This window comes from Planctopirus limnophila DSM 3776, from assembly GCF_000092105.1.
GTDB lineage: Bacteria > Planctomycetota > Planctomycetia > Planctomycetales > Planctomycetaceae > Planctopirus > Planctopirus limnophila.
This window is the reverse complement of record NC_014148.1, coordinates 3,014,727-3,040,000: the sequence shown is the minus strand read 5'-3', so window position 1 is coordinate 3,040,000 and position 25,274 is coordinate 3,014,727. Positions and strand designations below refer to the sequence as shown.

Annotated in this window: 17 protein-coding genes and 1 tRNA gene (1 of these 18 only partly in view); 7 read left to right on the top strand and 11 right to left on the bottom strand. The window is 53.3% G+C overall.

Annotated features, from left to right (window positions below; translation table 11 throughout):
* The 5 genes from PLIM_RS23690 to PLIM_RS12035 all read left to right on the top strand — a co-directional run.
* On the top strand, window positions 1-3,047 hold the 3' portion of the coding sequence (locus PLIM_RS23690) for an outer membrane protein assembly factor BamB family protein (RefSeq protein ID WP_196349445.1). The gene continues 1,333 nt to the left of window position 1, outside the view; 3,047 of the gene's 4,380 nt are visible here — the last part of the coding sequence; its start codon lies off the left edge, out of view; its stop codon occupies window positions 3,045-3,047.
* 106 nt (window positions 3,048-3,153) lie between these two features.
* Window positions 3,154-3,224, top strand: a tRNA-Gly gene (locus PLIM_RS12050).
* Between the two features lie 426 nt (window positions 3,225-3,650).
* A complete protein-coding gene (locus PLIM_RS12045) occupies window positions 3,651-5,942 on the top strand; it encodes an FAD-dependent oxidoreductase (RefSeq protein WP_013110597.1) in 2,292 nt (763 codons plus the stop codon).
* On the top strand, window positions 5,939-7,855 hold the full coding sequence (locus tag PLIM_RS12040) for an FMN-binding protein (RefSeq protein WP_013110596.1): 1,917 nt from the start codon (window positions 5,939-5,941) through the stop codon (window positions 7,853-7,855). Before PLIM_RS12045 ends, PLIM_RS12040 begins: the two co-directional genes overlap by 4 nt.
* Before the next feature lie 311 nt (window positions 7,856-8,166).
* Entirely contained in the window at window positions 8,167-9,300 is a 1,134-nt protein-coding gene (locus tag PLIM_RS12035; protein WP_196349444.1) for an FAD:protein FMN transferase, read from the top strand.
* A gap of 51 nt (window positions 9,301-9,351) precedes the next feature.
* Here the strand turns inward: PLIM_RS12035 and PLIM_RS12030 are convergent, their stop codons facing one another.
* From PLIM_RS12030 to PLIM_RS11980, 10 genes are all read right to left on the bottom strand, one after another.
* Window positions 9,352-10,203, bottom strand: a complete 852-nt coding sequence (locus PLIM_RS12030) for a hypothetical protein (protein ID WP_013110594.1) — start codon at window positions 10,201-10,203, stop codon at window positions 9,352-9,354.
* A gap of 195 nt (window positions 10,204-10,398) precedes the next feature.
* Window positions 10,399-12,156, bottom strand: coding sequence for a hypothetical protein (locus tag PLIM_RS12025; RefSeq protein WP_013110593.1), 1,758 nt, complete (start codon window positions 12,154-12,156; stop codon window positions 10,399-10,401).
* A 209-nt stretch (window positions 12,157-12,365) separates the two neighbouring features.
* Window positions 12,366-12,566 carry a hypothetical protein gene (locus PLIM_RS12020; protein WP_013110592.1) on the bottom strand — a complete coding sequence of 67 codons (201 nt, stop codon included), beginning with the start codon at window positions 12,564-12,566 and terminating at the stop codon, window positions 12,366-12,368.
* 555 nt (window positions 12,567-13,121) lie between these two features.
* Window positions 13,122-14,066: a carbohydrate kinase family protein gene (locus tag PLIM_RS12010; RefSeq protein WP_013110591.1), complete on the bottom strand. Its 945-nt coding sequence runs from the start codon at window positions 14,064-14,066 to the stop codon at window positions 13,122-13,124.
* 83 nt (window positions 14,067-14,149) lie between these two features.
* Complete coding sequence (locus PLIM_RS12005; protein ID WP_013110590.1) at window positions 14,150-15,865, bottom strand: Hsp70 family protein; 1,716 nt, start codon at window positions 15,863-15,865, stop codon at window positions 14,150-14,152.
* Between the two features lie 193 nt (window positions 15,866-16,058).
* Window positions 16,059-16,706 (bottom strand): amino acid kinase family protein, encoded by a 648-nt coding sequence (locus tag PLIM_RS12000; RefSeq protein ID WP_013110589.1) that lies wholly within the window; start codon window positions 16,704-16,706, stop codon window positions 16,059-16,061.
* 46 nt (window positions 16,707-16,752) lie between these two features.
* On the bottom strand, window positions 16,753-17,628 hold the full coding sequence (gene hisG / locus PLIM_RS11995; protein ID WP_013110588.1) for an ATP phosphoribosyltransferase: 876 nt from the start codon (window positions 17,626-17,628) through the stop codon (window positions 16,753-16,755).
* 158 nt (window positions 17,629-17,786) lie between these two features.
* The gene (gene hisI, locus PLIM_RS11990; protein WP_013110587.1) at window positions 17,787-18,185 is read right to left on the bottom strand and encodes a phosphoribosyl-AMP cyclohydrolase; all 399 of its coding nucleotides are present in this window, start codon (window positions 18,183-18,185) and stop codon (window positions 17,787-17,789) included.
* A 384-nt stretch (window positions 18,186-18,569) separates the two neighbouring features.
* Window positions 18,570-19,475 (bottom strand): ATP-binding response regulator, encoded by a 906-nt coding sequence (locus tag PLIM_RS11985; RefSeq protein WP_013110586.1) that lies wholly within the window; start codon window positions 19,473-19,475, stop codon window positions 18,570-18,572.
* 150 nt (window positions 19,476-19,625) lie between these two features.
* Window positions 19,626-20,306 (bottom strand): ABC transporter ATP-binding protein, encoded by a 681-nt coding sequence (locus tag PLIM_RS11980; protein ID WP_013110585.1) that lies wholly within the window; start codon window positions 20,304-20,306, stop codon window positions 19,626-19,628.
* A 315-nt stretch (window positions 20,307-20,621) separates the two neighbouring features.
* Between PLIM_RS11980 and PLIM_RS22875 the strand changes: the two genes are divergently transcribed.
* Window positions 20,622-22,898 (top strand): ATP-binding protein, encoded by a 2,277-nt coding sequence (locus PLIM_RS22875; protein WP_013110584.1) that lies wholly within the window; start codon window positions 20,622-20,624, stop codon window positions 22,896-22,898.
* 48 nt (window positions 22,899-22,946) lie between these two features.
* Here PLIM_RS22875 and PLIM_RS11970 read toward each other — a convergent pair whose 3' ends face one another.
* Window positions 22,947-23,867, bottom strand: coding sequence for a hypothetical protein (locus PLIM_RS11970; protein ID WP_013110583.1), 921 nt, complete (start codon window positions 23,865-23,867; stop codon window positions 22,947-22,949).
* Between the two features lie 369 nt (window positions 23,868-24,236).
* Here PLIM_RS11970 and PLIM_RS11965 point away from each other — a divergent pair, with 369 nt between their 5' ends.
* Entirely contained in the window at window positions 24,237-25,187 is a 951-nt protein-coding gene (locus PLIM_RS11965; RefSeq protein ID WP_013110582.1) for a universal stress protein, read from the top strand.
* Window positions 25,188-25,274 lie beyond the last annotated feature (87 nt).

Genomic DNA, 25,274 nt, shown 5'->3' with positions numbered 1-25,274 from the left:
ATCCCGTGACGGGGCGAAGGCTCTGGAAGCAGCCACTGGCATTTGCTGATCAACTCGTGAGCGAAGAGCGAGATCGTTTTTTTCAGGCGTGCCTGCCTGCGGTCAGTCGGGGGATTGCTGTTTGCCCCACTCGAACGGGAGTGATTGTCGCTTTCGATCTGGCGACGCATCAACTGCTGTGGCACGCGAGGGAATACGAAGCGAATGCCGAAGTGAACGGTCGCTTCGGGAATTCGGCCAGCCACCGCCGTGGTGCCAGGGGCATGCTGGATGGCCCCCTGATTTCCGGCGATCGAGTGGTCTGCCTCCCGGACACATCGGATTTTATCCGCTGTTTCCAACTTGAGAGTGGTGAAGTTTTATGGGCCAAACACCGGATGGATGCGGAGTACATCGGGGCCATCGATGGTCAGGTTGTGCTGGTGGTTGGCAGGCAGCAGACTCGCGGTCTCAGTCTGAATGATGGCAGCGAACTCTGGAAAATAAATACGGGTTTACCCAGCGGCACTGGAATTCTCCTGGGAGATCGATATGTCTTGCCGCTGGATGACGGGCGGTTTGGCACATTTGAAATTGGGACAGGGGTTTATCGCACTCACAATCTGCAAGAAGATGATTCTGGCCTGGGGAATCTGATTCCTGCAGGAGATCTGGTTTTATCCATTGGTCTGAAAGAGGTGAAAGCTTTCCCACAGGCACAGGCCAGGCTTTCGGCTTTAGACCGAGAGTCGCAAGAGGCTGTCAGTAACAATGCAGAAAGAGACCTCGAACGTGCGGAACTGGAGGCCGTCCTGGGCCGGGCAGATCGAGTGGAGGCGGCTGTCATGCTGGCCTTGCGGGGTTCACTCTCGACCGCCAGTCGCGAGCGTGCTCAAAGACTGTTAAGAAGCACGTTGAGCCAGCAGTTGTACGAAGGCAAGCGGAGCTCCAAAGAGATTCTGGCTTTGCTGCGTCCGCTGGCATTGTCGCCCAGTGATCGACTGCATGACGTGGCGTGGCTTTCCAAAATCAGCCTCGATGAAGGAGACCGACAGACGCTCGAACAGGCTCTCGATATTCTCATGAACCTTCCGGAGGAGGCACTGACATTGGCCCCGGGCGAGAATGTCCTGCAGGTCTCTGCCACAGCCTGGTTACAGCGATTGGCAGAAGTCATTTCGGGAACTGGTGAATCCCGAACAACTTTGAAAAGCCCGGCACTAAAGGCCATGCTGTCGGAATGTCTCGATCGCTGGGCACAAAAGGCCACTGATGCCGCTTCGATCGATTTTTCCCGAAGATGGCTGGCGATTGCCGGAGATCATGGCGAACGGGCCAAGGTTGTGGCTCAATTGGCAGATCGACTGATCATTCAGGGAGATTTGCATGCTGCGGAATGTCTTTTGAAAGCCGAGTTCACTCAGAGCGCGACAGCAGTCAATGCTCGTCACTTATCAAGTCTGTACGAATTGGCGGGGTATCCCGCGAGTGCGAGGCAAATTGAAAGGCAGTTTTCGCAGACTGGCGATTCATCGCGCATGCCGCTGAAAAATATCACTTTGCCAGCAAAAAAATCGATCAAAGACGCGAGTGATCAGGACGTTCAGGAAGTACGAATCTCCGTACGAAACGGACAGGGGCTGGGGAGTGCTCAACTGGAATGGAACGGGCTCCCTGCCAGTGTGAACTCGCCTCAATATGAGGTGCTGAAGAGCCCGTATCTGGAAAATCGCCGGCGCTCATTTCCTCCCGCCGGATTTCCTGTGGATTCATTGGTGACCGGTGATGAACAGGCATCGCGGCTGATGCTGTTTGATAAATCGACTGGTGGAAACTCCCGCTGGACAACGATCGAAGGGCGTTATAGCGCACCTTCGGCTGGAAGTCAGGCGTTTTATGGTCACACGGCGACTATGGCTTGGCCGGGGGGAATTTCGCTCTTGTCTTTGCTGCAGCAGGGTGATGACGGGCTGGTGTGGAAATGCCGCCTGCCTGATCGAAAAGGGCAGAGTGTCACCCCGGCTTATGGACCGGCGGGTGCCTCATTTTTGACAATTCAAAGCCAGCAGCGTCTGTATATGATCGATCCGGCAACAGGTCTAGTAACGTGGCGTCGAGACGATCTGGAGCCTCTAAGTGGCCTGCAAGCCGACTTGAGCAGCGGGATTTTTGGCGATGATCGAGTGCTCGTCGTACGTGGGACGGATCGACTTAGTTATACGCTCCTGGAGACTTCCACAGGCCAGAAGCTGGAGACTGGGCGTATTGAACAGGAGTTGAGGCAGCCTTCGTTTCTCTTTGGACGCAAACTGTTTTGTGTGGTCAGTACCAGAGAGCAGGGGACATGGTTGAGATTGTGGGATCCGATCGGTCAACAGATTCAGATTAACGAGCCAGCCGGCGAACGTGTGCTGTTCAATCGGATCGGTGATCACGAAATCGCTTTGATCAACGCCCAGAAAGAACTCAAAATCTACGACGTTCGCGGCCCTGTGCTGAAAACCACAATTCCTTTAAGCAAAGGCGAGTTTGAAGGGATTGTGCAGATCCGCGGATTTGTGGATCGAGAACGATATTACGTCAATTTTGGCCGCAGCATGATCGTGGTGACTTCGCTGCACCACAACAATCAGATGAACGATGGCTATATTCCTGCCATTGGGCTGAGAGACGATCTCATGGCGATTGATCGACAGACCGGGGAGAGCCTGTGGGTGAGAGCTGTTCCCAATCGATCTGTGCTTAACCCTCCCGAAATGCCAGACGATCTGCTCGTCCTGGCGAGTCGAGTTCGTGACCGGGATGATGGAAACCTGGAATGGCTGCTGGTGGAAGTTCTGGATGCGAGAACTGGGGCAACGCTGGCTGTTAAAGACAATATCCGTCTGAAGTTCGGGATATTCTTGCCGGATCGAAACGGCGGGAGTTCGGAAAATGATCGACTGATTACGTCATTCCATCACGTCGATCAGCAGAAGTTAACGCTTTACGGGGTCGATAAGACCATCGAGATTGATTACCGGCGGTTGAAAGCGAATGCGTCCGAAAATCTGTTGCCCAGCCGATGATCTCGTCTCGTGAGTTTTCTTTTGTCTCGAGTTGATCCTGTTCTCGGGCGAGTCGCTTTCGATATGCTTGACCTGTGCTCATTGGCTGATGTAGCCTTATAGCCACGCGGGTGTAGTTCAATGGTAGAATGAAAGCTTCCCAAGCTTTAGGTGAGGGTTCGATTCCCTTCACCCGCTTTTCTTGGTCGATGCCGTGCTGTGCGGCAATTCCTGATGTTATGAAACATCACCATCTGACCAGTGCTACGACTGTACTAGTAACTCGGTACCAGCCCCGCTGATGTGAGTGGATTAGTGCCGACGATCCATTTCGATCAGCCGTCCGACAAAATCACGCTCTTGTGATGAGTTTTGATCTTCAGCCATCCCAGGCTTGCCAGTCAACTTTTGATGGCGTGGGAACAGATCGCACGCACATGCTGCCCTTGGCTGTCATAGTGACCGAAGAAGACCCGTCCAGAAGTTGGACTTTCCGACAGTCCATAAGCGATGCCTGAAAGAGCCCGGTTTCTGAGGATCGTTGGTCGTCAATCGTTGCAAAATGGCCAAAAACCCGCATGATACAACAAGATATTCTTGCTCGTTGATTTGAGAGGGTTGTTCATGATTCGCCCCTTAAGACTCCTGTTGCTGGTCACAATCTGTGCGACCAGTTCCCTGGCCTGGGCTGCTGAAGAGACTGTGTTCGTCGAAGCAGAAAGTTTTCGCGAGCCGGGCGGGTGGTCGCTCGATACTCAGTTCATTACAGAGATGGGATCACCCTATCTGTTGGCACATGGGCTGGGAAATCCTGTCGCAGATGCCACAACCACTTTCAAAGTGACTGAGGGTGGGAAATACCGTGTCTATGTGCGGACTAAAGACTGGGTGGCTCGCTGGAAAGCCCCAGGCAAACCGGGCCGGTTTCAATTACTGATTAATGGCCAACCTCTGGCCACTGAGTTTGGAACAGAATCAGCAAACTGGTTCTGGCAACCTGGTGGGGATGTCGAACTCAAACCCGGCGAGCATCGATTGGCGCTGCATGATTTGACAGGTTTTGACGGTCGCTGCGATGCGATCGTATTGACGAAGTCCTCTCAGGTTCCACCGATAGCCGCAAAAGAATTAGCAGCCTATCGCGCCAAAGGTTTAGGACTCAGTGAAACTCCAACGATTAAGAAGGGTTACGACCTTGTCGTTGTGGGTGGCGGTTATGCCGGGGTCGGTGCAGCACTCTCGGCAGCTCGGATGGGTTGTAAAGTGGCTCTGATCCAGGACCGTGGTGTGTTGGGCGGAAATGGTTCGAGTGAAGTTCGTGTCTGGTCGATGGGCCTGATTCGCCGCGGCAAATATCCCCGAGTGGGCGAAATCGTCGAAGAGTTCTGCGATCACGCGAAGAAATCGCCCGGCACAGCAGACGAATTCGAAGACGCCAAGAAAGAACGAATTGTCAGTGCTGAAGACAAGATCGATCTTTTTCTCCACACGTTTGCCAACGGGGTCAAAAAATCTCAGCCAGCACGGATTGACGCCGTCAAGGCGTTTAATGTCAAGACCGGCGAGCAATTTGAGTTCTGGGGTAAGCTCTTTGTCGATGCGACAGGTCATGGAACCATTGGGGCTCAAGCGGATGCCGCCTGGGAGATGACCGACAAGGGCCGCATGGGCATGAGCAATATGTGGACATGGGATGAAGTCCGTTCACCTACGACATTCCCGGAGACTCCGTGGGCGTTGCCACTGACCATGAAGGATTTTCCTTACCCTGTGGATCATCACGGCCAGTGGTTCTGGGAAAGTGGTTACGACAAAGATCCTCTGCAGGATGCTGAAGGGATTCGCGACTGGAACCTGCGAGCCGTCTTTGGTGCGTTTAATGCCATGAAGAATGGCGATGGAGCTGAGAAGCATCGAAACGCCATTCTGACCTGGGTGGCATTTATCGGCGGGCCGCGAGAATCGCGCCGGTTAACAGGTGATGTGGTGCTGACTCAGGAGGATATTGTCAGTAAGCGAGAGTTCCCGGATGGCTGCGTGCCGAGTACCTGGAGCATCGATCTGCACTATCCCAAGAAACAGTTTGCCGAGAAGTTTGTCGACAATCCTTTCATTTCAATTGCAGTGCATGATCAGCGGATCGATCGGGCTTACGGTTATCCCGTTCCCTATCGCTGCTTCTATTCGAAGGATATCAACAACCTCTTTATGGCAGGGCGGAATATCAGTGTTACCCATGAAGCCTTAGGGACAACCCGCGTCATGAAAACCTGCGGCATGATGGGCGAAGTTGTCGGCAAGGCGGCCTATCTGTGTGCTTTACATGACTGTCAGCCACGTGATGTTTATGAAAGCTACTGGAAGGAGATGGACAAACTGCTCCAATTGCCCGGCAAAGCCCGCCGGCAATCGCTTTCGAGCGATGTGGTGATTCCAGCAGATGCGATGTCATTACCCGGCCCACCGGGACTCGATCCAGCCCGGATGGAAGGTGTGGTGATTGATAACCGTGATGCCAAGGTCTCTGGCAACTGGACGAGTGGCAGTGGTCTCAATGGATACGTGGGCTATGAGTACCTGTACGCTTCTGCCAATTCCGGTGCCAAGGTGAAGTATTCCTGGAAGACGGCTGAAGAAGGGCTGATTTCCTTCCGGCTGATTTATGGGGCTCATGAAAATCGGGGCAAGGCTGTTCCGGTCACCATCCAGATTGGCAATTCGACCAAGCAGGTGTTGGTTGATATGACCAAAGCTCCCGCCGGGAAAGATGGCTCGCATGAGCTTGGTCGCTTCGAGGTCAAGAAAGGTGAGGAAGTCTTCGTCGAGATTGGAACTGAGAATGCTGGAGGGGTTGTGCATGCCGATGCACTTCAACTGGTGAAGATCGTTCCGCCCGTCAAGACTCCTGCCCCATGAGTGGCGTTCGCCACGACCTGCTGCCGATTGTCGACCGGGAAGCTCTTTCAAAACCAATGAGAGGGCCCGGTCGATTCTTTTGGAATACAGTCATCCATACAGGCCGGGTTCTGCTGCTGGTGCTGCTGATCCTCATGATTCGCTGGCAGGCTGAGCAGATCAAATCTCGGGCGCAAGCGAAGGACCTTACCGCACGATATCTGCCAGTAGTGCAGAAGTTCTGGCCGGAAGCACAGAGGTTGGTACCGCGGGGAAAGGCCGAAGAGATTTCGGACGGTGGATTGCCCGGCAGCAATTCCCCGAAGTTCGACCAGCTTGTCGATTTTGTCGTGCTGGGTGCACAATCTGAGCCTGTGGGATTCGTCACACAGACCACACCGGCCAGTGATCGTTATCTGGGGTTTTCCGGGCCAACCAACGTATTGGTGGGCTGGGATGTCGAAGGCAAGGTGGCGTGGGCTGAGATCGCAGACAGTCGAGATACTCGTGACCATGTTGAGCTGATTGTCAGGGATGGAAAATTCCTGGCCCAGTGGAATGGGAAGGGCTTTCAGACAGTCAGTGAAGACATCGTTGATCAATCAGCCATGCGGCATGTGGCTGGGGCAACTCTAACATGTCTGGCCATCCTCCAGGGGTTGGAAGCTCGACTGAATTCACAACAGGTGGTGGCTGCCAGACCGGCGGATTCGACGCGCTTTCCTTTGGCTGTGACAATTGAGGATGTGCAGAGGCTCTTTCCAAAAGCTTCACGATTTGAACCTCATGCCGAGACATCTTTGCTTCTGGATGTCTTTGCTGCCGATGGCCAAACGTTAGGCCAGATTTTTCGCACTGTACCAGCAGCCGATCAATTGATTGGTTATCAGGGGCCGACGGAAGTGCTGGTCAGTCTGCTCCCTGATGGACATCTGGGCCAACTGCTGGTCGGTCGCAGTTTTGATAACGAGCCCTATGTGGGATATGTTCGCGACGACGCCTGGTTTGCCGAACTCGTTAAGGGCAAGACGGTGAAGGGACTTGCCGAGACGACTTTTGAAGAGTGGGGTGTCGAAGGAGTCTCTGGTGCCACAATGACCAGCCAGACGATTGCCCGGGGGTTGCTGGCTGCTGCGATCGAATTATCAAAAGAGATGGAAGCTCAGCAGAAACAGCCGTCGATTGACTCGAAAAATCAGGCGACGGGCATCTTTGGCTTGATCAAAACCATCAACTGGTCGTCGCCGCGACTCTGGCAACAAACGTTGACGGGACTTGTTGTCCTTCTGGCTTGTCTGGTGGGGTTAACCCATCTGCGGGGAAACCTATGGGTCCGACGGGGATTGCAGCTTTTGGTACTGGGATATCTGGGAGTGATGAACGGCGAACTCCTGTCGTTAGCCATGTTCAGCGGTTGGGCTCAGAGTGGGATCCCGTGGAATAGTGCGGGAGGATTGATTGCCATGTCGATGGCTGCTGTGGCATTGCCACTGGTGGCTCGGACGAATGTCTATTGCTCGCATCTCTGTCCACATGGTGTGCTCCAGCAGTGGATGGCGGGTCATCGACACTGGCGTCCGAAATTACCAGCCAGGGTGGTTACGGTACTGAAACTGGTGATACCGGCTTTACTACTGGTGGCGTTGTGTGGATCGATGGGAGTGCTCTCGATCAGTCTGGTTGATCTGGAACCATTTGATGCTTATTCGTGGAGAGCCGCTGGCTGGATCACGACAGTATTGGCGATAGGAAGTCTGGTGATCTCGTGGTTCATTCCGATGGGATATTGCCGGTTTGGCTGCCCGACAGGAAGTTTGCTTGAGTATTTGCGTCGGAATGCCCGGAGTGGCCAGATTCAGCCGGGAGATTTTCTGGCGATGGCCTGCCTGATCATTGCGGGTGGCTTGATGCTATGGGATGTGGTGGGACCATGAGAGGGACGCCATTTCAGACAGAGAGGGCGATGGATGGTCAAATGCAGATCCGCATGGGCCGACCATCTCTGAATAGACTGCTCGTGGTGCTGGCCTGGTGTTCGCTGGCTGTGATCTATCGTTCGTCAGAACCTGATCATGCGAATCACCTTGTTGGGGTGGCTTCTGATAAACGCGAATCAAAGCCATCTCCAGATAGCACGCTTGGCGTGCAGCCCCTTCACTCGAAAAGGAACTCGTCTCAGGTTCCAATGGCAGTTTCAGCAGAGACAGGGGCGCCTATCGCTTCTTGTGAGCTATCCGGAATGGCCATGGGGATGGGGTGGAAGGTTCACGTCTGGTATCGGGATGACGTCGCCTTCGATCGACTGGCTCTGAAGCAGCAGTTACAGGCGGAACTGGAGAGGCTGGAATCCATCTTTTCGCTGTATCAGAGCCAATCAGAGATCAGTCGGTGGAATCACCATAGGGCGACCGATTGGCAGGTTGTCTCGCCTGATTTTGCACGACTCGTGCAGGAAGCGTTGCGGCAGGCCAGACAAAGCGACGGAGCCTTTGACCCAACGGTTGCCGGCGTCATGGAAGCCCGAAAGTTTCGCTCGATCTGGCCCACTTCCCGTTCGAAGAATCCTCAGCCTCGTCAACAGAATTCAGAGGTCATTCCCATTATTGATTGGCAGGCTGTGGAGGTGACGACTGAACCACCACAAGTTCGAAAAAATCATCCAAAGATCCAGCTCGATTTGAATGCTCTGGTCGAAGGTCTGGCGCTGGAGAAGATGAGAGGCTGTTGTCAGAGAGCAGGCGTGTTGGCTTGCCTGCTCTCCTTAGGTGGAGAGTATTTGATCGATTGCGAGCGATTATTCTCGCAGACCCAAAATCAGGCCGGAGTTAAGATCTTTGTCGAATCGCCCGTTGATGCGACAAAAAGCCTGGCCGTTGTTCGTTCTCTCAAGGGCTGTGTGAGCACATCGGGGACATATCGACAAACATGGCCCGATATCAAATCACCTGATCAGGTTTCTCATCTGATTGAACCACAGACTGGGCAGCCACTGAAAGCCTCAGCCTCGCTGGTGAGTGTCTATCATGAAAACCCGATTCTGGCAGATGGCTGGGCGACATCACTCATGGTCGCTGGTCGAGAAAAAGGGCTCAGGCTGGCGGATGAATATCAATTGGCGGCTTTGTTCTATTCAGCCGAAGAGGATGAGCCTCTGATCATCAGCAAGGCAGGGAAGGGAATCTTCGAGCCATGGGAAACTGCTCTGGTATCTGCAAATCCATTCCAAGCTTGCCCCTCGGACGACGGTCGAACTTCCAGAGAGAATTCAAGTCCCGTTGTGAGTGGATGGTCGTGGAGTTGGAAAATCATCCTGTGCATCGCAGGAGTTATCGCCCTGATCAGGTTCGCGCGTTTCGCTGCCGGACGTGTGGATGGATGAGCGGCCGAAACATGATTCTTCAGCTCATCTCAGGCGGCTTAAAGTCGTGAGTTACTGTGCTGAAGGATCGTTGGGGCGAGTATAGAAAATATCTCCTTCGAGCGAATTGTAGCGCAGCAGGGCATCGCCATCGCTTTTGTGTTCACCAAAAGGAACGCCGAGTGATAACTCGTGGTCGGTGACTTCGAGAATGGGATCAGCCCAGACATGTCCTGGCAGCACCTTTTTGAGCCAGGCTTCATGCTGTTTGGCCAGTTGCTGATTTTCTTCGGGAGCCTTCATGAGCCACTCGTGACGATGAACTCTGGCGAGTGCACGCGCATCGCGGAGAATCCGATACCGCTCTTCAGGCGTCAGCGTGGAGAACATCCGTTCGTCGGTTTCCAGCTTACGCAGTGACAAAAGTGCCTCTTTGCGGAGATGATCCGACAGATTGCGAGGGCTGGCGACATTTCTCATGGCCGCTAAAGCGAGGGCCTGTGTCCAGGCGGCAAACTGTTCGGGAGTCACCTGCTCGATCCGTAGTGCCCGCTGAAGTGCTGTGGAACGATTCCATTGAGCTCCCAATTCTGTCGGGTTCCATTTTTTGGCCAGCAGGCCCGTTTCCTCCTTGAGCAGATCAGAGATCGAAATGGTCCGCTGATCTTTCCATTGAGGAGGCGGTGCGAAGAGCGGGCCAAAGGCCGGGAGTTTTTCGCCCGGCAAGGATTTAACAATCCGCTCGAAGGTCGACCAATCTTCCGGGGCCAACGGTTCGTCCGGGCGAATTATCACAACCGGCCCAGGTGGTGCAGATTCGCAACCCAAGGCGGTGATCGTACCAATGGAAAGGAAGAGCACCAGAAACTTCATGGCTGCCCAGGTAAGCGGGATGAACAACGTGGGGCAAATGCAGCGAAACATACAGACTCCTCCAGTGTATGCTTCAGCTTGCCCTCATGTGCGGCGATGGGCTGGCTTCTTTCGGCAAGAGTGAGCGATGATGGCCCTGCACTCTGCCAGATTTGCCGGAAAGTTCGAATACGAGGGCGGGCAGACAATCCATATCTGTTGCGAAATGTCTACATGTTGATGGGCAGGAAGGAACCTTCAAAGTCTTTAATCAAACAAACCGCCACCAAAGTCGAATCCCGAGATGCGCCAAACGGTCAACAGGCAGACGATGATCTGCGCCGTCAGCCAGATGGCGGGGCCGGTTGGTTCCCACCACGCAGATTCGGGTTTTGGCAAACCAGGTGTTCTTCCCGTCCACTGATCGGCTCTGGCCAGCGTGGGCACCCAGAGCAGAATCGGCATGAGAAAAATCCACAGCCGAGCTGCTTCGCCACTGTTTTTCCCGGAACACCAGAGCCACAACCAGACACTCAGGCAACAGGCTGCCAGGCGCCATCCATCGGCAATACGGGTGGGCTTGGCGAAGGATTGCCCAAGCAGTTGCCAGTGACTTTTGAGGGTTTGTTCGTTACCAGATGAATCCGGAAAACGCATAGAAATAAGAAATCGCAAAAAGACAGGCCAGCCCACGGCAAAAGCCAGTTCAACTGGTGAAACAATGAACCATAACCATGTGGTTCTCGGGGAGACTTCATAAAAGCGGCTGTGATTGATCGAATTTTGCCACCAGATGAACCCCAGGTTGGCACCTGAGAGGACTGAAAAGAGAATGGTCGATCCCAGGAATCCACCAAGCACAGCCAGACCGGCGACGAGATTCCTTACGATATGCGACCACCCATCGTGATCGCTCCGGTGGATGTAACAGGTCGCAATCGTGACCAGACCATAGAGGAAGCACATCAATAGAACCGGAGCGAAGGCCAGCGATTGCAGCATTGAGATCATGGCCAGAATCCCCCAGAGGAATCCGACAATCGTGAATTGCCAGACGGGTCTTGTGGATCTGATCTGGCAGAGCCAACTGATCCCCAGGAGGAGCATGGTCGAAAGCCAGGGAAATGCGGCATCAGACTTAGGGATAAAGACCAAACTGGCAGGTACCAGCGGCCAAAGAGCAGCGCTGAGCCATGCACAGCGGGGTGATGAAAATTGTGCACAAAGCAGGTACAGAGGGAGCGTCGTCCCCGCAGCCATTATGAGGACGAGCATGGTGGCCAGCCAGAGAATCGCCGCATCTTTTGACGTCATGGGGTGAGGCGTGTTTTGCCCATTCTCTTCAATGATTCCACAGGCGTCATGGAATGAAACGGGCATGGTGGCAATCGCGAGATTCCTGACGAAAGGTGCGTTTTCCACAACGTACGAAATCGCATGAAAGACCAGAAACAAGCCTGGCGGATGAGTGCCGACATGCAGAACATCACCTTGCCGCACGCGCTCAGGGTAAGTTTGCAAAAACTGATCGACTTGAGGACTCTCGTGCCTGGCAATGGTGAAGTACCCGGAAGAAGCCGGGTAATAGAGCACAAAAGGGGCTTTGCCGAACCGCGCAGAAGAGGGGGCCAGCTCAATCACCAGGAAACTCCAGACGAGAGCTGCGATCAGCAGGCCGCCGATCCAGAGTTGTTTTCTGGCGGATGATAGGTGATCGATTCGGCGTGCGCCGGCCAGCACAAAGGCCAGATAGGCCAGGCCAGCGATCAATCCCAACAGCAGATTGATCCATCGATCGGGTTCATTCCAGTCGATTCGCCACCAGACCCATTCACCGGGAATTCCTAGCGGCCAGCGAAAATACCAAAGAATCATCCATGTTAAACAGATGGCGATTCCTGGCAGAAGAAATGATTTGGCAAGTTTCTGTGGAAGCGAATCATCTTTCGTCGCTCGTTGAGTGTGTCGGATCGCACGCTCGCTCTGGCTGGAAAATTCACTGGATTTCGTCGGCTTGTTCACCATGCCAGAAGTTTAGCCCATCCCCCTCCATGCTGCACGGTGTCGGGCGGGAGTGTGTTTGGCCGGAAAGTGTTCGACCAGTCAGCAGTCAACCAGACACTCTCTGGCCTCACTGATACTTCCAGTGAAGACAACAATCTCCTCTCCGGTCGAACAGGCTCATCGCCAGTCGATCGAGTAAAGAGATGGTTTCGTCTCGCCTGATGGATGAATCATCGCAAGGAGAAACGCTCTTCGATCAATGAGGGATGAGGTGCATCGACCGATGCCACCGCGTTAAGTGACTTTCGGGCTGTGGCCCAGGCCGCATCCTGACCTTCGTCGAAGCCTGCCTGATAACCGGCGGCCCAACACATAAAGCAGCCCCAAGCGAGGGCTGGAACACTCCAAATCATCCAGGGTCTCGTGAGCATCTTGCCACTCCTACCACACAGACAGATTCGGCGGGCGGCGTCTTGCCGTTCGTCGATAATTTATTATTCGTTCATTGTATTTTCATAATGTGTCGAACTATCGTCAACGTTACTTCGTCGGAATTAACAATTCTGATGCCGCGAATTCGAAGATGTGATGAAAATTGAAAAATTTTCAGCGTTTTGCCTCAGTTGTGAGTCCTTGGCATGGCAGATCGATAGGTTGGTTCCCGTTAGCAGCTATTGAGGATCGATTGTGAAGATCCTTTGACGATGCAGATTGCCAGACTGCTGGGCACCATGCTCGCTCGTTGAGCGAGTTTTTGGGCAATATGCGGATGCACATGCGGGTGTGCAACTCGCGAACTTCAGGTGAGATGATCGTTGTTGGTGGGAAAGTGGGCGGGTGACTGGGGTTGAGTCTTCGAACCCCCGGCGATCTTTGGCACGAACTGGGGGTTCGCGAAGACGCTCAACCCCGGTCACCCCATATTCGCGAGCGCAGTTGATGATCTGAACTGCCATCACCATTTGCGAGACAGTCAGTCAGTTGAATCAATGTTCGTCTTCATCGAGAGGGATGGGCCCGGCCATGCGAAAAATCGCTCCCAGAGTGGGGAGGGCATCGCGATTTCCGTGGTGGCTGCATTTGATCGCTCCAGCAGCGCAGGCAAAACGAAGTGTGTAGTCGGCAGGCCAGTTTTCAAGCCAGCCATGCACAAAGCTGCCACAGAAGACATCCCCCGCACCATTGGTATCCCGCGTCACAACGTGGAACGCTTCCTGCTCGACAACATGGCTGCGGGTATGTAAGACCGCCCCCGCTTCCCCAAAGGTGGTGATGACCCAGCGTGGCCCCAGAGCCTGTAATCGCGCAGCGGCATCTTCCAGCGAATCCGTTCGCAAAAACTCCTGGATCATTCGTCGGGAAGCATTAAGCACATCAACATAGGGCAGCAGATCCTCCAGCCCAGGGCGATAACTTCCCGCATCCAGAAAGACTCGTAATCCACATTCTCTGGCAAGTTTGGCGGCAGCAATCGAGGAATTCACAGGCCAGCCGTCGAGATACAGACACTTGGCTCCTACAAACATTGGACGCTGAAAGTCTGCTGGTTCGAGATGTTGCCTGGGGCGGTGACTGACCACTGTCCGTCGGCCAGTCTGCTCATTGATCCAGATGTGGGCTAAACCCGTCTCGCGTTCTGCTCCCACCAGAGCGTACTGTAGATCGATCCCTTCCGATGTCAGCTGCTGGGAAATGAATGCGCCGGCATCATCTTCACCCCAACTACCAATCATGCGGCAGGAATGCCCCAGGCGCCTGAGCATCGTAAGGCCTGTGGGAACAGGCCCGCCCACCTGACGGGGTAAAGCCTGCCCCGAGATTTTCGTATCTTCCTGAGGATAGTCAGGGACAATCATGCGGTAGTCGGCCACAACGAGGCCTGTTCCTACGATTTCGACCTGATTGACCACGCTGCTTTCCGATGCCGACATAACCCGGGATTCCTCGATCGCCTCATTTGTCCGTGTGATGAGCACAGAAATTGAGGCTTTTATGTGAATAACAATCGACGTGATTACTGATCTTCGTTGATAAGTTTCCAGAAGGGGTCGTCATCGGCCAGAGAGGATTTCTGGGTTTTCACTGATGTCCCTGACTGAGGGGTGGAATTCACCACTCTGGCTTGTGCCTTAGGCTCCTGGATCTCGGAAACATCAGCGTCTTCCAGAAGAATGATTTCTTCTTCCTGAGCGGCCCGCTCGCCGGGAAGTGCTGTTTTTTTGATGCTTTCCTGACGGATGACTTCGGTATGGGCTGAATGACCCGTCTTGCGGACTTTGGCAGAGACCTTCACGCGGGCATCGGCTCCGTATTCCAGCTTGACATCGATTACTGAACCTTCTGGAAGACCGGGTGGGAGCGAACTGATCTCGCATTCACCCACGGGGACAAAATCGCGATCGACGGCATTGCCGCTTTCGACAAGCCGCAGGGTGACTTTGCTCTGATTGGCAATCACAGTTCCATAAGTTTGAGTGCAACTGGCCGGGAGTGGGGTATTGGCGGGAATGAGCCAGTTGGGCTCACGCTGACCCGAGGTTTCATTACGCACGAGGATCCCGAGAGATCTTGAGTTGACATCAATCTGTTTGAATTTGGAAAGTTTGGAAATGGCCTGAGAATTCAGAACCGAGCGGGCAAAATCCTGATCGGACATCAGCATGCCCGCAAAGTAGGTCGCACCGTGGGCAATCGACAGATCGGGAGAAAGTGTCGAATTCAGAGTCTTGTAGCCCGCCATTTTCTTCAGCAGTTGCTGAACCATGGGCATACGCGACGCACCTCCAGTGGCCAGCACCACATCGACGTGAGCCCATCCCAGTTTATTGTCGCGCAGTAACCCTTGGGTGATCGATTCGATCCGCTCCAGCAGCTTGGCAGAGAGTTTTTCGAATTGTCCCTGCTCGACAAGATAAGTCTTGCGATAACCTTTATGGGCCACGTTCAGGGCAGCCTTGGGGCGTACGGAAAGACTGCGTTTGGTCTGTTCAACTTCGAGTGCCAAGGCCTGCAGGCTTTCGCGGTCATTGCGTGGATCGAGTCCAAATTCCTTCTGAAACTGACGGGCCAGACCATTGAGCAGCACCTGGTTAAAATCAAGACCACCGAGATTGAGATCGCCCGATGAAGCGATAACGCGGACTTCGTTCTTGCGATAAGAGACCAGCGAAAGATCGTAAGTGCCGCCCCCCAGATCGACGACTAAAATCCGCTGGTCTTCAGCAAGCTCGGTAAACCACATCCCTTCGCTGCCAATCACATAACATAATGCGGCAGCCACAGGCTCGTTGATGATATCAACCTGTTTCAGTCCCGCCTTGAGGCCGGCTTCAGCAGTTCGCGAACGTGAAAGATCTGTGAACTGGGCGGGAACTGTAATTACGGCGTGTTCAATTTCGCCAATCACCTGGCGAGCCTGCTTCAGCAGCGATTCAAGAATATAGGCGGAGACATCGACGGGGGTGATTTGTCGACCATCAATCTCCCAGGTTTTGGTCGGGTCGCCCATGTATCTTTTGGCAGCCGAAATCACTCGCTGCGGGGCACGGATCGAATTGCGAAGAGCTTCTGTCCCGACAATCACCTTGCTCTTTTCAAACAGCACGACCGAAGGGGTGGTCATCTCTCCATCAACATTGGGAATGGTGACGGGTTCACCATGTTCATTGAGATACGCAATGGTTGAATAAGTTGTTCCCAGGTCGATGCCGACGGCGTGGTGTCCAGCCATGGATGTTCACTTCATGAAAGGATGTCTGCTGCAGAGGGGTTTTTCAAGAACAACATCATACGCAATCAGGCAGGTTGCAGCGATGAAAATCAGGAGACGTTCGCGGAGTCAAGTTTGAAGCTTCGGCCTCGACTCAATTGTCATGAATCTGCCGTAGGAGATCCCGAATTCACCGGATGAATTGCACAGCAATTCATGAGATCGGGGAACCCTGTTTCAGCCAAGGTATGCTGTTACAAGGGAGTTGGCGGGCATAGCACCAGTCGATTTGCGGGATGTGTCCCGCCAGTCCGGGAAAATAAGGATCGACAATGCCTGTTCGAGAGGCTTCGAGAACTGGCATCTTGTCTGGCACAGGAATCGATTTGCAGAGGAGAAGATGTCGGGCTTGCCAGCGGCAGGCAAACCAGGCGGCAATCGAGTCGCTGGTCACATCCCAATGATGAGGAAGGGGTTCCGGTTGTTGGCCATCCTGTGACGAACTCTCTGCGAGCTGCAGAGCTCTGCTGGTTCGCAGTACAGGGAAAAGCCCCCTTTTCCAGGCCTCCAGTGAGTGTTCGAGATGATCCACCAGAAGAGATTCAGGCAGCAGGGATTGGATCAGGCGGGCATTCAATTCGAGAGACTCACAAGCCAGCCAGTGAGCCGCTTCCTCCTCCACGTGATGTTGTTTCTGCCAGTCACGGATCACATCAGCGGTCGCACCGCCTCCAGGAATCAGCAGTGGGCTGCCATCTGAATAAGCTTTCCCCGGTTGAAACCAGCTGCGAATCGAAGCCAGCACTTCCCGCAGACTTTCATAATCATAAAGGCTGCCACCGACCTTAATGACCACCAGCATTTGGGAAGGATTCTCCACCAGCATTCAATCAAATGATCAAGGGACGCTAGTCGATGATTTTATTGATGGGATATTCGACAAGCCCGCGAGCCCCGGCCTGTTTCAGCCTGGGAATGACAATCCGGACATACGATTCATCGACAATCGTATTCACGGCGACCCAATCAGGATCAGAAAGCGATGAGATGGTGGGCTTTTGCAGAGCGGGAAGTTGCCCGAGGACTGTCGGCAGATCTCCCCGGCGGACATTCATCATCAGGCCGACCTTCCCCTCTGCAGCGAGACAGGATTGCAGCATGAGTGCGATGTTTTCGAGCTTGCCACGCTTCCACTCGTTGGCAAAAGCCACTTTGTTGGCGATAAACCGGGTCGTACTCTGGAGGACTTCATCCAGAATCCGCAGATTATTGGCCCTGAGCGAACTGCCGGTCTCGGTCACTTCGACAATCGCATCAGCCAGTCGCGGCGGTTTGACTTCCGTCGCTCCCCACGAAAACTCAACATCAGCAGTGACATTATGTCGTGCCAGGTAGGCTTTCGTTAAGCCGACGGCTTCCGTCGCGATGCGTTTCCCTTGAAGATCCTGCACCGTCTTGATTTCAGAATCGTTGGGCACACAGAGAACCCAGCGGACAGGTCGGCGGCTGACCTTCGAGAAAACGAGTTCACAGATTTCATGAACGTTGGCCTGAGTTTCAAGGACCCAGTCGTGACCGGTCATACCCGCATCGAGAATGCCCTGTTCGACATAGCGCGCCATCTCCTGAGCACGAATGAGCATGCACTCAATTTCAGGGTCATCAATTTCAGGGAAGTACGATCTCGACGAAAACTTGATGGTATAACCTGCCTTCCGGAACAGTTCGGCTGTCGCTTCCTGAAGGCTGCCTGCGGGAATCCCTAACTTGATGACTTGTGACATCGCATTTCACTCGGCTGTAAGTAGATCACTGAAAAGTTGATGTATTGGAACAGATCACTGGCTTCAAGGGGAGACCTTGAAGCTCAAATGTTCGCAAATTCACGGTCTGACAACGTTTTGGAGAGTCTGATGACGATTTGCAGGTCTGGAATGCCCGATTACTTGTGATAGACAACTTTCGGGTCAAAAACACGTTCGCCGATGACGGTGACAGCACCGGTCTCAGGCTGAATCTGGCGGAAGAAACAACTGCGGTAACCTTCGTGGCAAGCCGCCCCACCAATCTGTTCGACTTTTACCAGCAGAGTGTCGGAGTCACAGTCGAAGTACAACGCTTTGAGAAGCTGCACGTTGCCGCTCTCTTCGCCTTTGCGCCAGAGCTTGGAGCGACTCCGGCTGAAGTAGACGACTCTGCCTGTGGATAAAGTTTCCTGATAGGCCTCGGCATTCATGTAAGCCAGCATCAGGACATCGCCCGTGGCGTGATCCTGAGCGATGACAGGAATGAGCGGATGTTTTTCAAAATCCGGGCCATTTGGATTACCGGTGCTCCCCATGCTGAATGCTCTTCTCCCAGTCAGTCGATTGACCACAAATTTTCAGTGATTCTGGTGATTTCCTTGCGAAAGTCAGCGAAGCGATTCTAGCGAACGCATTCGCACCAGAGGCAAAATGTGAAAGACCATGTTCTGCCAGAGAAACTCGTGCAGGATCGGATTAAGATCGTAACTATCTGCGCTGTTCGAGGCGAATGATGCAGGCAAAATTGATGCCTGTGCATGTCAAAGATTGATCTGCCGCTCAAGTTGACCTGATCGTCCCGACACAGTGGGGAGAAGACAGTGGAGACGACACCGTTCAGCAGGGGGAGGTTCTGCGTTCGTCACCGAATTTCGGGAAACTCGTCTCTTCTGACAACCCGCATCGAGGGAATTTTGCAGCTAAACCGGTGGCGTTTCCCGGGGGTAACGATGTTTGGTGAGAGTGACTTCGTTCCCCTTTTTGCTGTAAGTCACTTCATCCATAAAGGCACGCATAAGGAGCACCCCGCGACCGCTGGGCCTTTCGAGGTACTCGGGATTTGTGGGATCGGGAAGTCCCGCAGGGTTAAAGCCCGGGCCTTCATCATGAATCACGAATTGTGCCATGGTCGGCTGAATTCTCGATGAGATGCGGATGACTCGATCGCGCCAGGGGGATTCTTTGCGACGCATCTCGGACATTTCATGGAAGGCATTGTGATCCTGCTCTTTGAGAGTTGAACTGACTTCCAGATTTCCATGGTAATAGGCGTTGAGCAGGGCTTCTTCAAGGGCTGTGCCAATCCGTACACGCTCGGTGGTATCACATTCCCAGATATTGGCCAGCGATCTCTGGAGGTGATGAGAAAGGGACATGATGAGAGGTAGGTCGTTCGGCAGTACGAACTGCTCGATTTGCTCGGTGAGTCTGCTGAACAGCGCGACTCGTGACCGATCTTCGTCTGTGGCAGCGAGCACACGGGTGACGACACCTGTCAGTTCCTGAGCGAGGAGCCTTTTCGGAACGTAGCTGGCTGCCCCTTGCTGAAGAGCTTTGACAGCCAGTTCCTCGCTTCCCTGGGCGGTCATCAGGATGACAGGAATCTGCGGGAATTCTTTGCGAACCTCGGTCACGACGTCGAGCCCGGTTTTGTCGGGCATTTGCATGTCGGTCAAAACCAGTTGCGGATGAAAGTGTCTCACCTTCTGGAGACCTTCTTCACCATCGGCAGCATACAGGACAGTCCAGTCCGATCTCCCGGCCAGAAGCTTACCAGCCAGTCGCCGATCAATTGGAGAATCATCGATCACGAGGAGCGTGGTCATGGTCGTCTCTCGCGTATCTGTTCAAAAGGCAGTTGTCATATTCGCACGATAAAATATCGGCTGCATCAGTTAAGGCCTGATGTTCTGCACACAGTCTGGCGAGAGTATCCCGCGACTTTCAAGAGACAGTTTGTTTGCATGAAGAATTCATCATGACAAAGTCCCTGCGGGTGTCCCCAGTTTTCCATCCCGAATGCGGACAATGAAATCATCCTCGTGGACGTATTCCTGCTCGTGCGTGACGACAACCACGGTGGTTTTCAACTCCTGGCTGCAATTGCGCAGTAATGCCAGAATCTGCTGACTGTTCACCGAATCAAGTTCGCCAGTGGGTTCGTCGGCCAGAATCAGTTTTGGTTTTTTGAGTAAAGCCCGGGCGATAGCGACACGTTGCTGCTCGCCGCCGGAAAGTTGACTGGGGCGATGATCAAGTCGATCCTTCAAACCAACTCTTTCCAGCAATTCGATGGCTTCCTGACGCTGCTGGGTCGAGGCACCGCGGGCTAAGTAAGGGACAAGAACGTTATCCACCGCATTGAGATTGGCCAGCAGATTGAAGCTTTGAAAGATAAAACCGACGTCATTTCGTCGGTAGGCGTCTTTTTCGGTGGCAGTCATTTTTTTCAGCGACTGCCCATTGACGAAGATTTCTCCCGTCGTCGGTTCATCCAGGCAACCGATAAGGTACAGCAATGTGCTCTTTCCGCTGCCAGAAGGTCCCAGAATAAAACTGAATGCACCGGCGGGAATCTGGCAGGTCACTTCGCGAAGTGCGTAAACCTGCGTTTGTCCTCGAACATGAATCTTGGTGACCTGCTGGACTTCGATCATCAATCCACTTTCAACTTACCTGGCGAAAGTCATCACTCTTTGAGTCAAGTCGCAATACGCTGAACTTGCACCTCCGGGAAGAATAGCAGAGTTCCAGCCAATCTGCGAAACGCCAGCGAGTTTCATCGTGAAAACGGGGAACTTACTCGGGGCAGCCAATGGGAAGAACTCCAGAAAGGTGGCAACTTCACTCGAATTTCACAATAACTAATGAGGCTGACCGATCAGAATGTGGCGATTGAAGATGATTTAAACTGGTCTGGTCTTTTCCTTAACCCGTGGCAATCAGCCTGCATTCATCGCCGGGAGTACGCCATGAGTTCTCCATCAATTTCCAGTGTTCGGCTTCCCTTATGGGCACTGGAGAGCAATCCTTCGGTCTTTGGGCGACTGCATGAATGTCTATTGAATCTCAAGCCGGGTGCCCAGGTTTCGTCACTGCCACTGGATGACTGGCAGGTCACCGCACAGACGCTGACCTGCGAAGTGGTTGAACTCTTTGAGAAGACACCTGAGTGTATTGGCATCATGGTCATTGAAGACCAGGAACTGGTCGGAGTCATCTCTCGAAGTCAGTTGCTTACGTTACTGAGCCGGCCTTTCGGGCTCGATTTGTACTTGAAACGACCAGTCCGCCACATGATCGATTCCATCGATGTGGTGCAGGCTGTGCATCCTGGCAGCCTGCCGATTCCGCAGGGCGCACAGATCGCTTTGAACCGTCCCTGGCCGCACAGCTACGAACCATTGGTCATACAGATTTCTCCCAGTCAGTTTCGGTTACTCGATTTTCATACGTTGTTGCTCGCTCAATCACGGCTTCTCGAACTGGCCAACAACGAAGTACGGCGACAAATGGAAGTAGCCGATCGTGCGAATCGTGCCAAAAGTGATTTTCTGGCTCATATGAGTCATGAAATCCGCACACCGCTGACGGCGATTCTCGGCTTTGCCGAGTCTATTCAGAAAGAAGAAGTTTCAGCTGCAGAACATCGCAGTGCGGTCGATACGATTTTGCGCAATGGCGAGCACCTGTTGAGTTTGATCAACGACACGCTCGATCTTTCAAAAATCGAGGCCGGGCGACTGACCATCGAACAACTGGAATGTCGTCCTCTAGTGATTGCAGCGGAAGTCCTGCAGTTGTTTCGCAGTCGCTTGAAATCCCAGCGTGTGCAACTGGAATTGAAAGGCGAAGGCTTACTCCCGGAAATGATTGTGAGCGACCCTACACGGCTGCGGCAGATCCTGATGAATCTGGTGGGCAATGCCGTAAAATTCACAGAATCCGGGATCGTTCGCATCGTGGCCAGAGTACGCAAGCCACCGTCAAATCCTGTGACGGGTGGCTCAGAGAAATCGGCGAATCATGGACATGACAATGCGCCTGCTCGACTCGTACTGGAGGTTCAAGATAGCGGGATCGGTATGACAGAGGCACTGTTGGAAAAACTGTTTACGCCCTTTACACAGGCAGAAACATCGACGGTGCGGCGGTTTGGAGGGACTGGGCTCGGGTTATCGATCAGTCGGCAATTGGCCCGATTGCTGGAAGGGGATCTCACGGTACGCAGTGAGTTTGGTAAAGGAAGTGTCTTTACGCTGGAACTCCCGCTGATTGGATCCAAAGAAGAAAACTGGCTGCCGCTGGAGCAGTTGGAAAAAACGCATCAACTTTCCGGTCGATATCCAGCCATCAAAGAACGTCAATTACCCCGATGTCGGATCCTGCTGGCAGAAGATGGGCCAGATAATCGATTGCTGCTGAGCTCCTGGCTGGGGCGATTGGGCGTGGATTTGCAGATGGTGAGCAATGGTCGAGAGGCCATTGAAGCTGTGCAGGGAAGTTTGCAGGTCAACCGGCCATTTGACCTGATTTTGATGGATATGCAGATGCCGGAACTGGATGGTTTAGAGGCGACGCGTGAATTGCGGAAGCGAGGTTGGTCAGGCCCGATTATTGCGTTGACGGCCAATGTCATGGCCAGTGATCGTCAGCAGGCACTGACCGCGGGTTGTACTGATTTTGCGACGAAGCCGATTCATCGCGAGCAACTATTCAGCCAGATCGAACAGGCATTGATGCAGAATTTGCAAACGACGCACAGTTCGTCGGTTGCAGCTCCGGGGGTTGATCGGCCCGTCGATTTGAAAAGTCGGGAAACATCACATTCAACAGGAGCCAGGCGGCATTCTGGTCAGCAGGCAACTCCAGTACCCACTTCGAATAGTGATCTTTGGCTGGATCGTGAAGCTGGTCTTGAAAGAGTCGCTTACGATGAAGAACTTCTGGATGAGTTGCTGGTGCTGACGCTGGAGAATCTTCCAGGATGGCGGCGGGATCTGTGTCTGGCTGTCGAGGCCATAGATCTACGGGCCATCAAGCGGATTGCGCACACGTTGCGAAACACTGGGAGTAACATTGGCTGCGAGAAATTGCAGCAGGCGGCAGGTGTGCTCGAAACTCGGATTGCGAGAAACGAAGCTTTGGAACCGATTCGCAAAGAATGTGCTCAGTTAGATGCGGTGGCGGCTGGATTATCGCAGCATCTCTCGCAAAAGTTTCATTCCCAGAGTCGAGCCCAGCGATAGGCATCTGTCGCTATGGCTGGGAACCAGAAGACTCACCGATCGTGAGCACTACTCTTCCAGCTTGAGAAGTTCTGGAGGAGTCTGGGGTGGAACCAGTTTTTCGAGTGTCTTTCCTGACATTCTCAGCAACGTCCCGGGGCCTAAAGCATCCACCGCTTCTCGATTCAATTCCGATTGATACGCCACGACAGCCCCCGCCGACGTGTCAAAGGTCAGTTCTCCAGTCACAAGGAAGGGTGTGAGCCTGGAAATGATTTCTGGCTCAGAGTGTGGAACTGCCGGTTCGACGACAAAGCCAATCTGCACCAGTTTCTGATTGTTTGGAGTCACTGAGATCGAAGTGACCTGGAATTTGCGGGCGAGTTGAACGGTTCGCGGCTGGTTATCAACACCCAGAACTTCGACTTGAAATGTTTCCTGCCAGGTACTCCCTCTCTGGACGGGACTTGCCGGAAATGAGGGAAGGACATCATGCCGGGGTGTGGGACCGGCTGCAGGAATCGCGACAGGCGTCCCGTCCGGCTGCAGGGCGACGGCTTTAATGATTCGACCATCAGGTGACAAGGTAATGCGAGAAGTCGTTTTTCCAATGCTCTCAGCAGCCATTCGGAAAGGGAGGGGCACTGGATCAGTTTGACTGCTGTCGTAATCCAATTGGCCACCGCCCGGAAGTGTCGCCTTGATGAGAATTCGCTTGACGCTGGACTCGATCGTAGCGAGGCCTTGTTGATCGACTGCGACGATTTTCAGTTCTTTGATGGAACTCGACTGATTGGTGGAATCCTGTTCGGCATTCTGCACCTTGGTGGTCGCCACCATCTGCGATGCCACCAGATAGTTTAAGGATTGCCCCGGTTGAAACTTGTATTTCAGGAGAGCTGATTCCTCCTGAGCGAGCAGCAAAGTCGGGAAGAGCACCCAGAGAAGAGGACTCAGACTGCGAAAAGGACTCAGACTGCTCTGGAGCATGCATCGCCTGAGGAACTGCCATTGTTTTGGTGCGGCGATCATTTTCAAACGGGATGATCGAGTTTTCATCAGGGGAGATCCGTTCCCGGGGACAAGACCGTTTTATTGCGAGGGACTTTTGAAGATTCAAGAGCCATTTATTCCATGAAGTTAGACTAATCGTAACAGCAACTTGATTGTGGACAAAGGCCACTCTGTTGCAGTCCGTCGTGGCAATACTCATGCTCAGCAAGTTAGACTGATGGATATGAAATTCCGTTCCAAATGCTTCCATCGATTGAACAACACGATCCATGAAGTTCAGAATTCCTGATGAAATCATCTGAGCTGATCCACTGGTTTCACCACAGCAGCAGAAAGTAGCAAACTATGCACACCATCTCCCGAATTGTCGTTGGTGTTGATCTGCATGAAGGGGATCGTCTGGTTGGTGATGAACTTCCTGCACCCACCCAGGCCGCGATTTCGCAAAGTCTGGAATTTGCAGCCAATCGAGGTGCAGAACTCATTTATTGTGCCTGCCTCGATCTCTCGCCACAGGCTGAAGAATTAATCCATGCAGACGTCACCAATATTTATACCACTGTGGAAGATTTCGCCAATCAGGCTCTCACTCGGCTGGTTGAAGCAGCCACGGCTCGAGGTGTGAAGGCTCAATACCAGTTACGTATGGGTGGATCATCGCGTGAGTTGACGCTGCTGGTTCAGGAAGTGAAGGCCGATCTGCTGGTGGTCGGTGCCCGCAATCGATCCGTCCTGTCGCATACATTGTTTGGCAGTACTTCGACCAAACTTCTGCAGATCTGCCCGTGCCCGGTGTGGGTCGTTAAACCCGAAGAACTGCGCGAAATCCGCGAGATTGCCGTGTGTACAGATCTCTCCGAAGATTCTTTGCGGGCTTTGCATGCGGCTATTGCTTTTGCCCATCATCTCGATGCGCGGTTGTTCATCCTGCACTCCATCGAGTTTCCTCTGGCAACTTATCTTCGCAGTGCAGGGAGCGATGAAGCCGCAGTGGATGCTTATCACCAGCAGGTGAAAACGGCTTCCCACAATACGATTCATGCCCATCTGCATCAGACGGATTGGCGAACTTTGAATCATGGTGTACGCGTGGAACTGTTGGAGGGGAGCCCTTTGGCCACAATTCCAAGGTTTGTTGAAGAGCACGGTATCGACCTGACTGTCTTCACGACACATGGGCGGACTGGATTCAAACAATTCATTATGGGCAGTACCGCCCAAAGTCTGTTGCCACATTTAAAATCATCAGTTTTAGCGCTCAAGCCGACGGATTTCGTCAGCCCTGTCGAGCTGTAATGGCCACTCGAGGGTTCATCTCCACACGTGAGAAAAGATCAGTTTGGAATGCGTCATTTGGTTGATCGATGTCATCAAAAGGTTGAT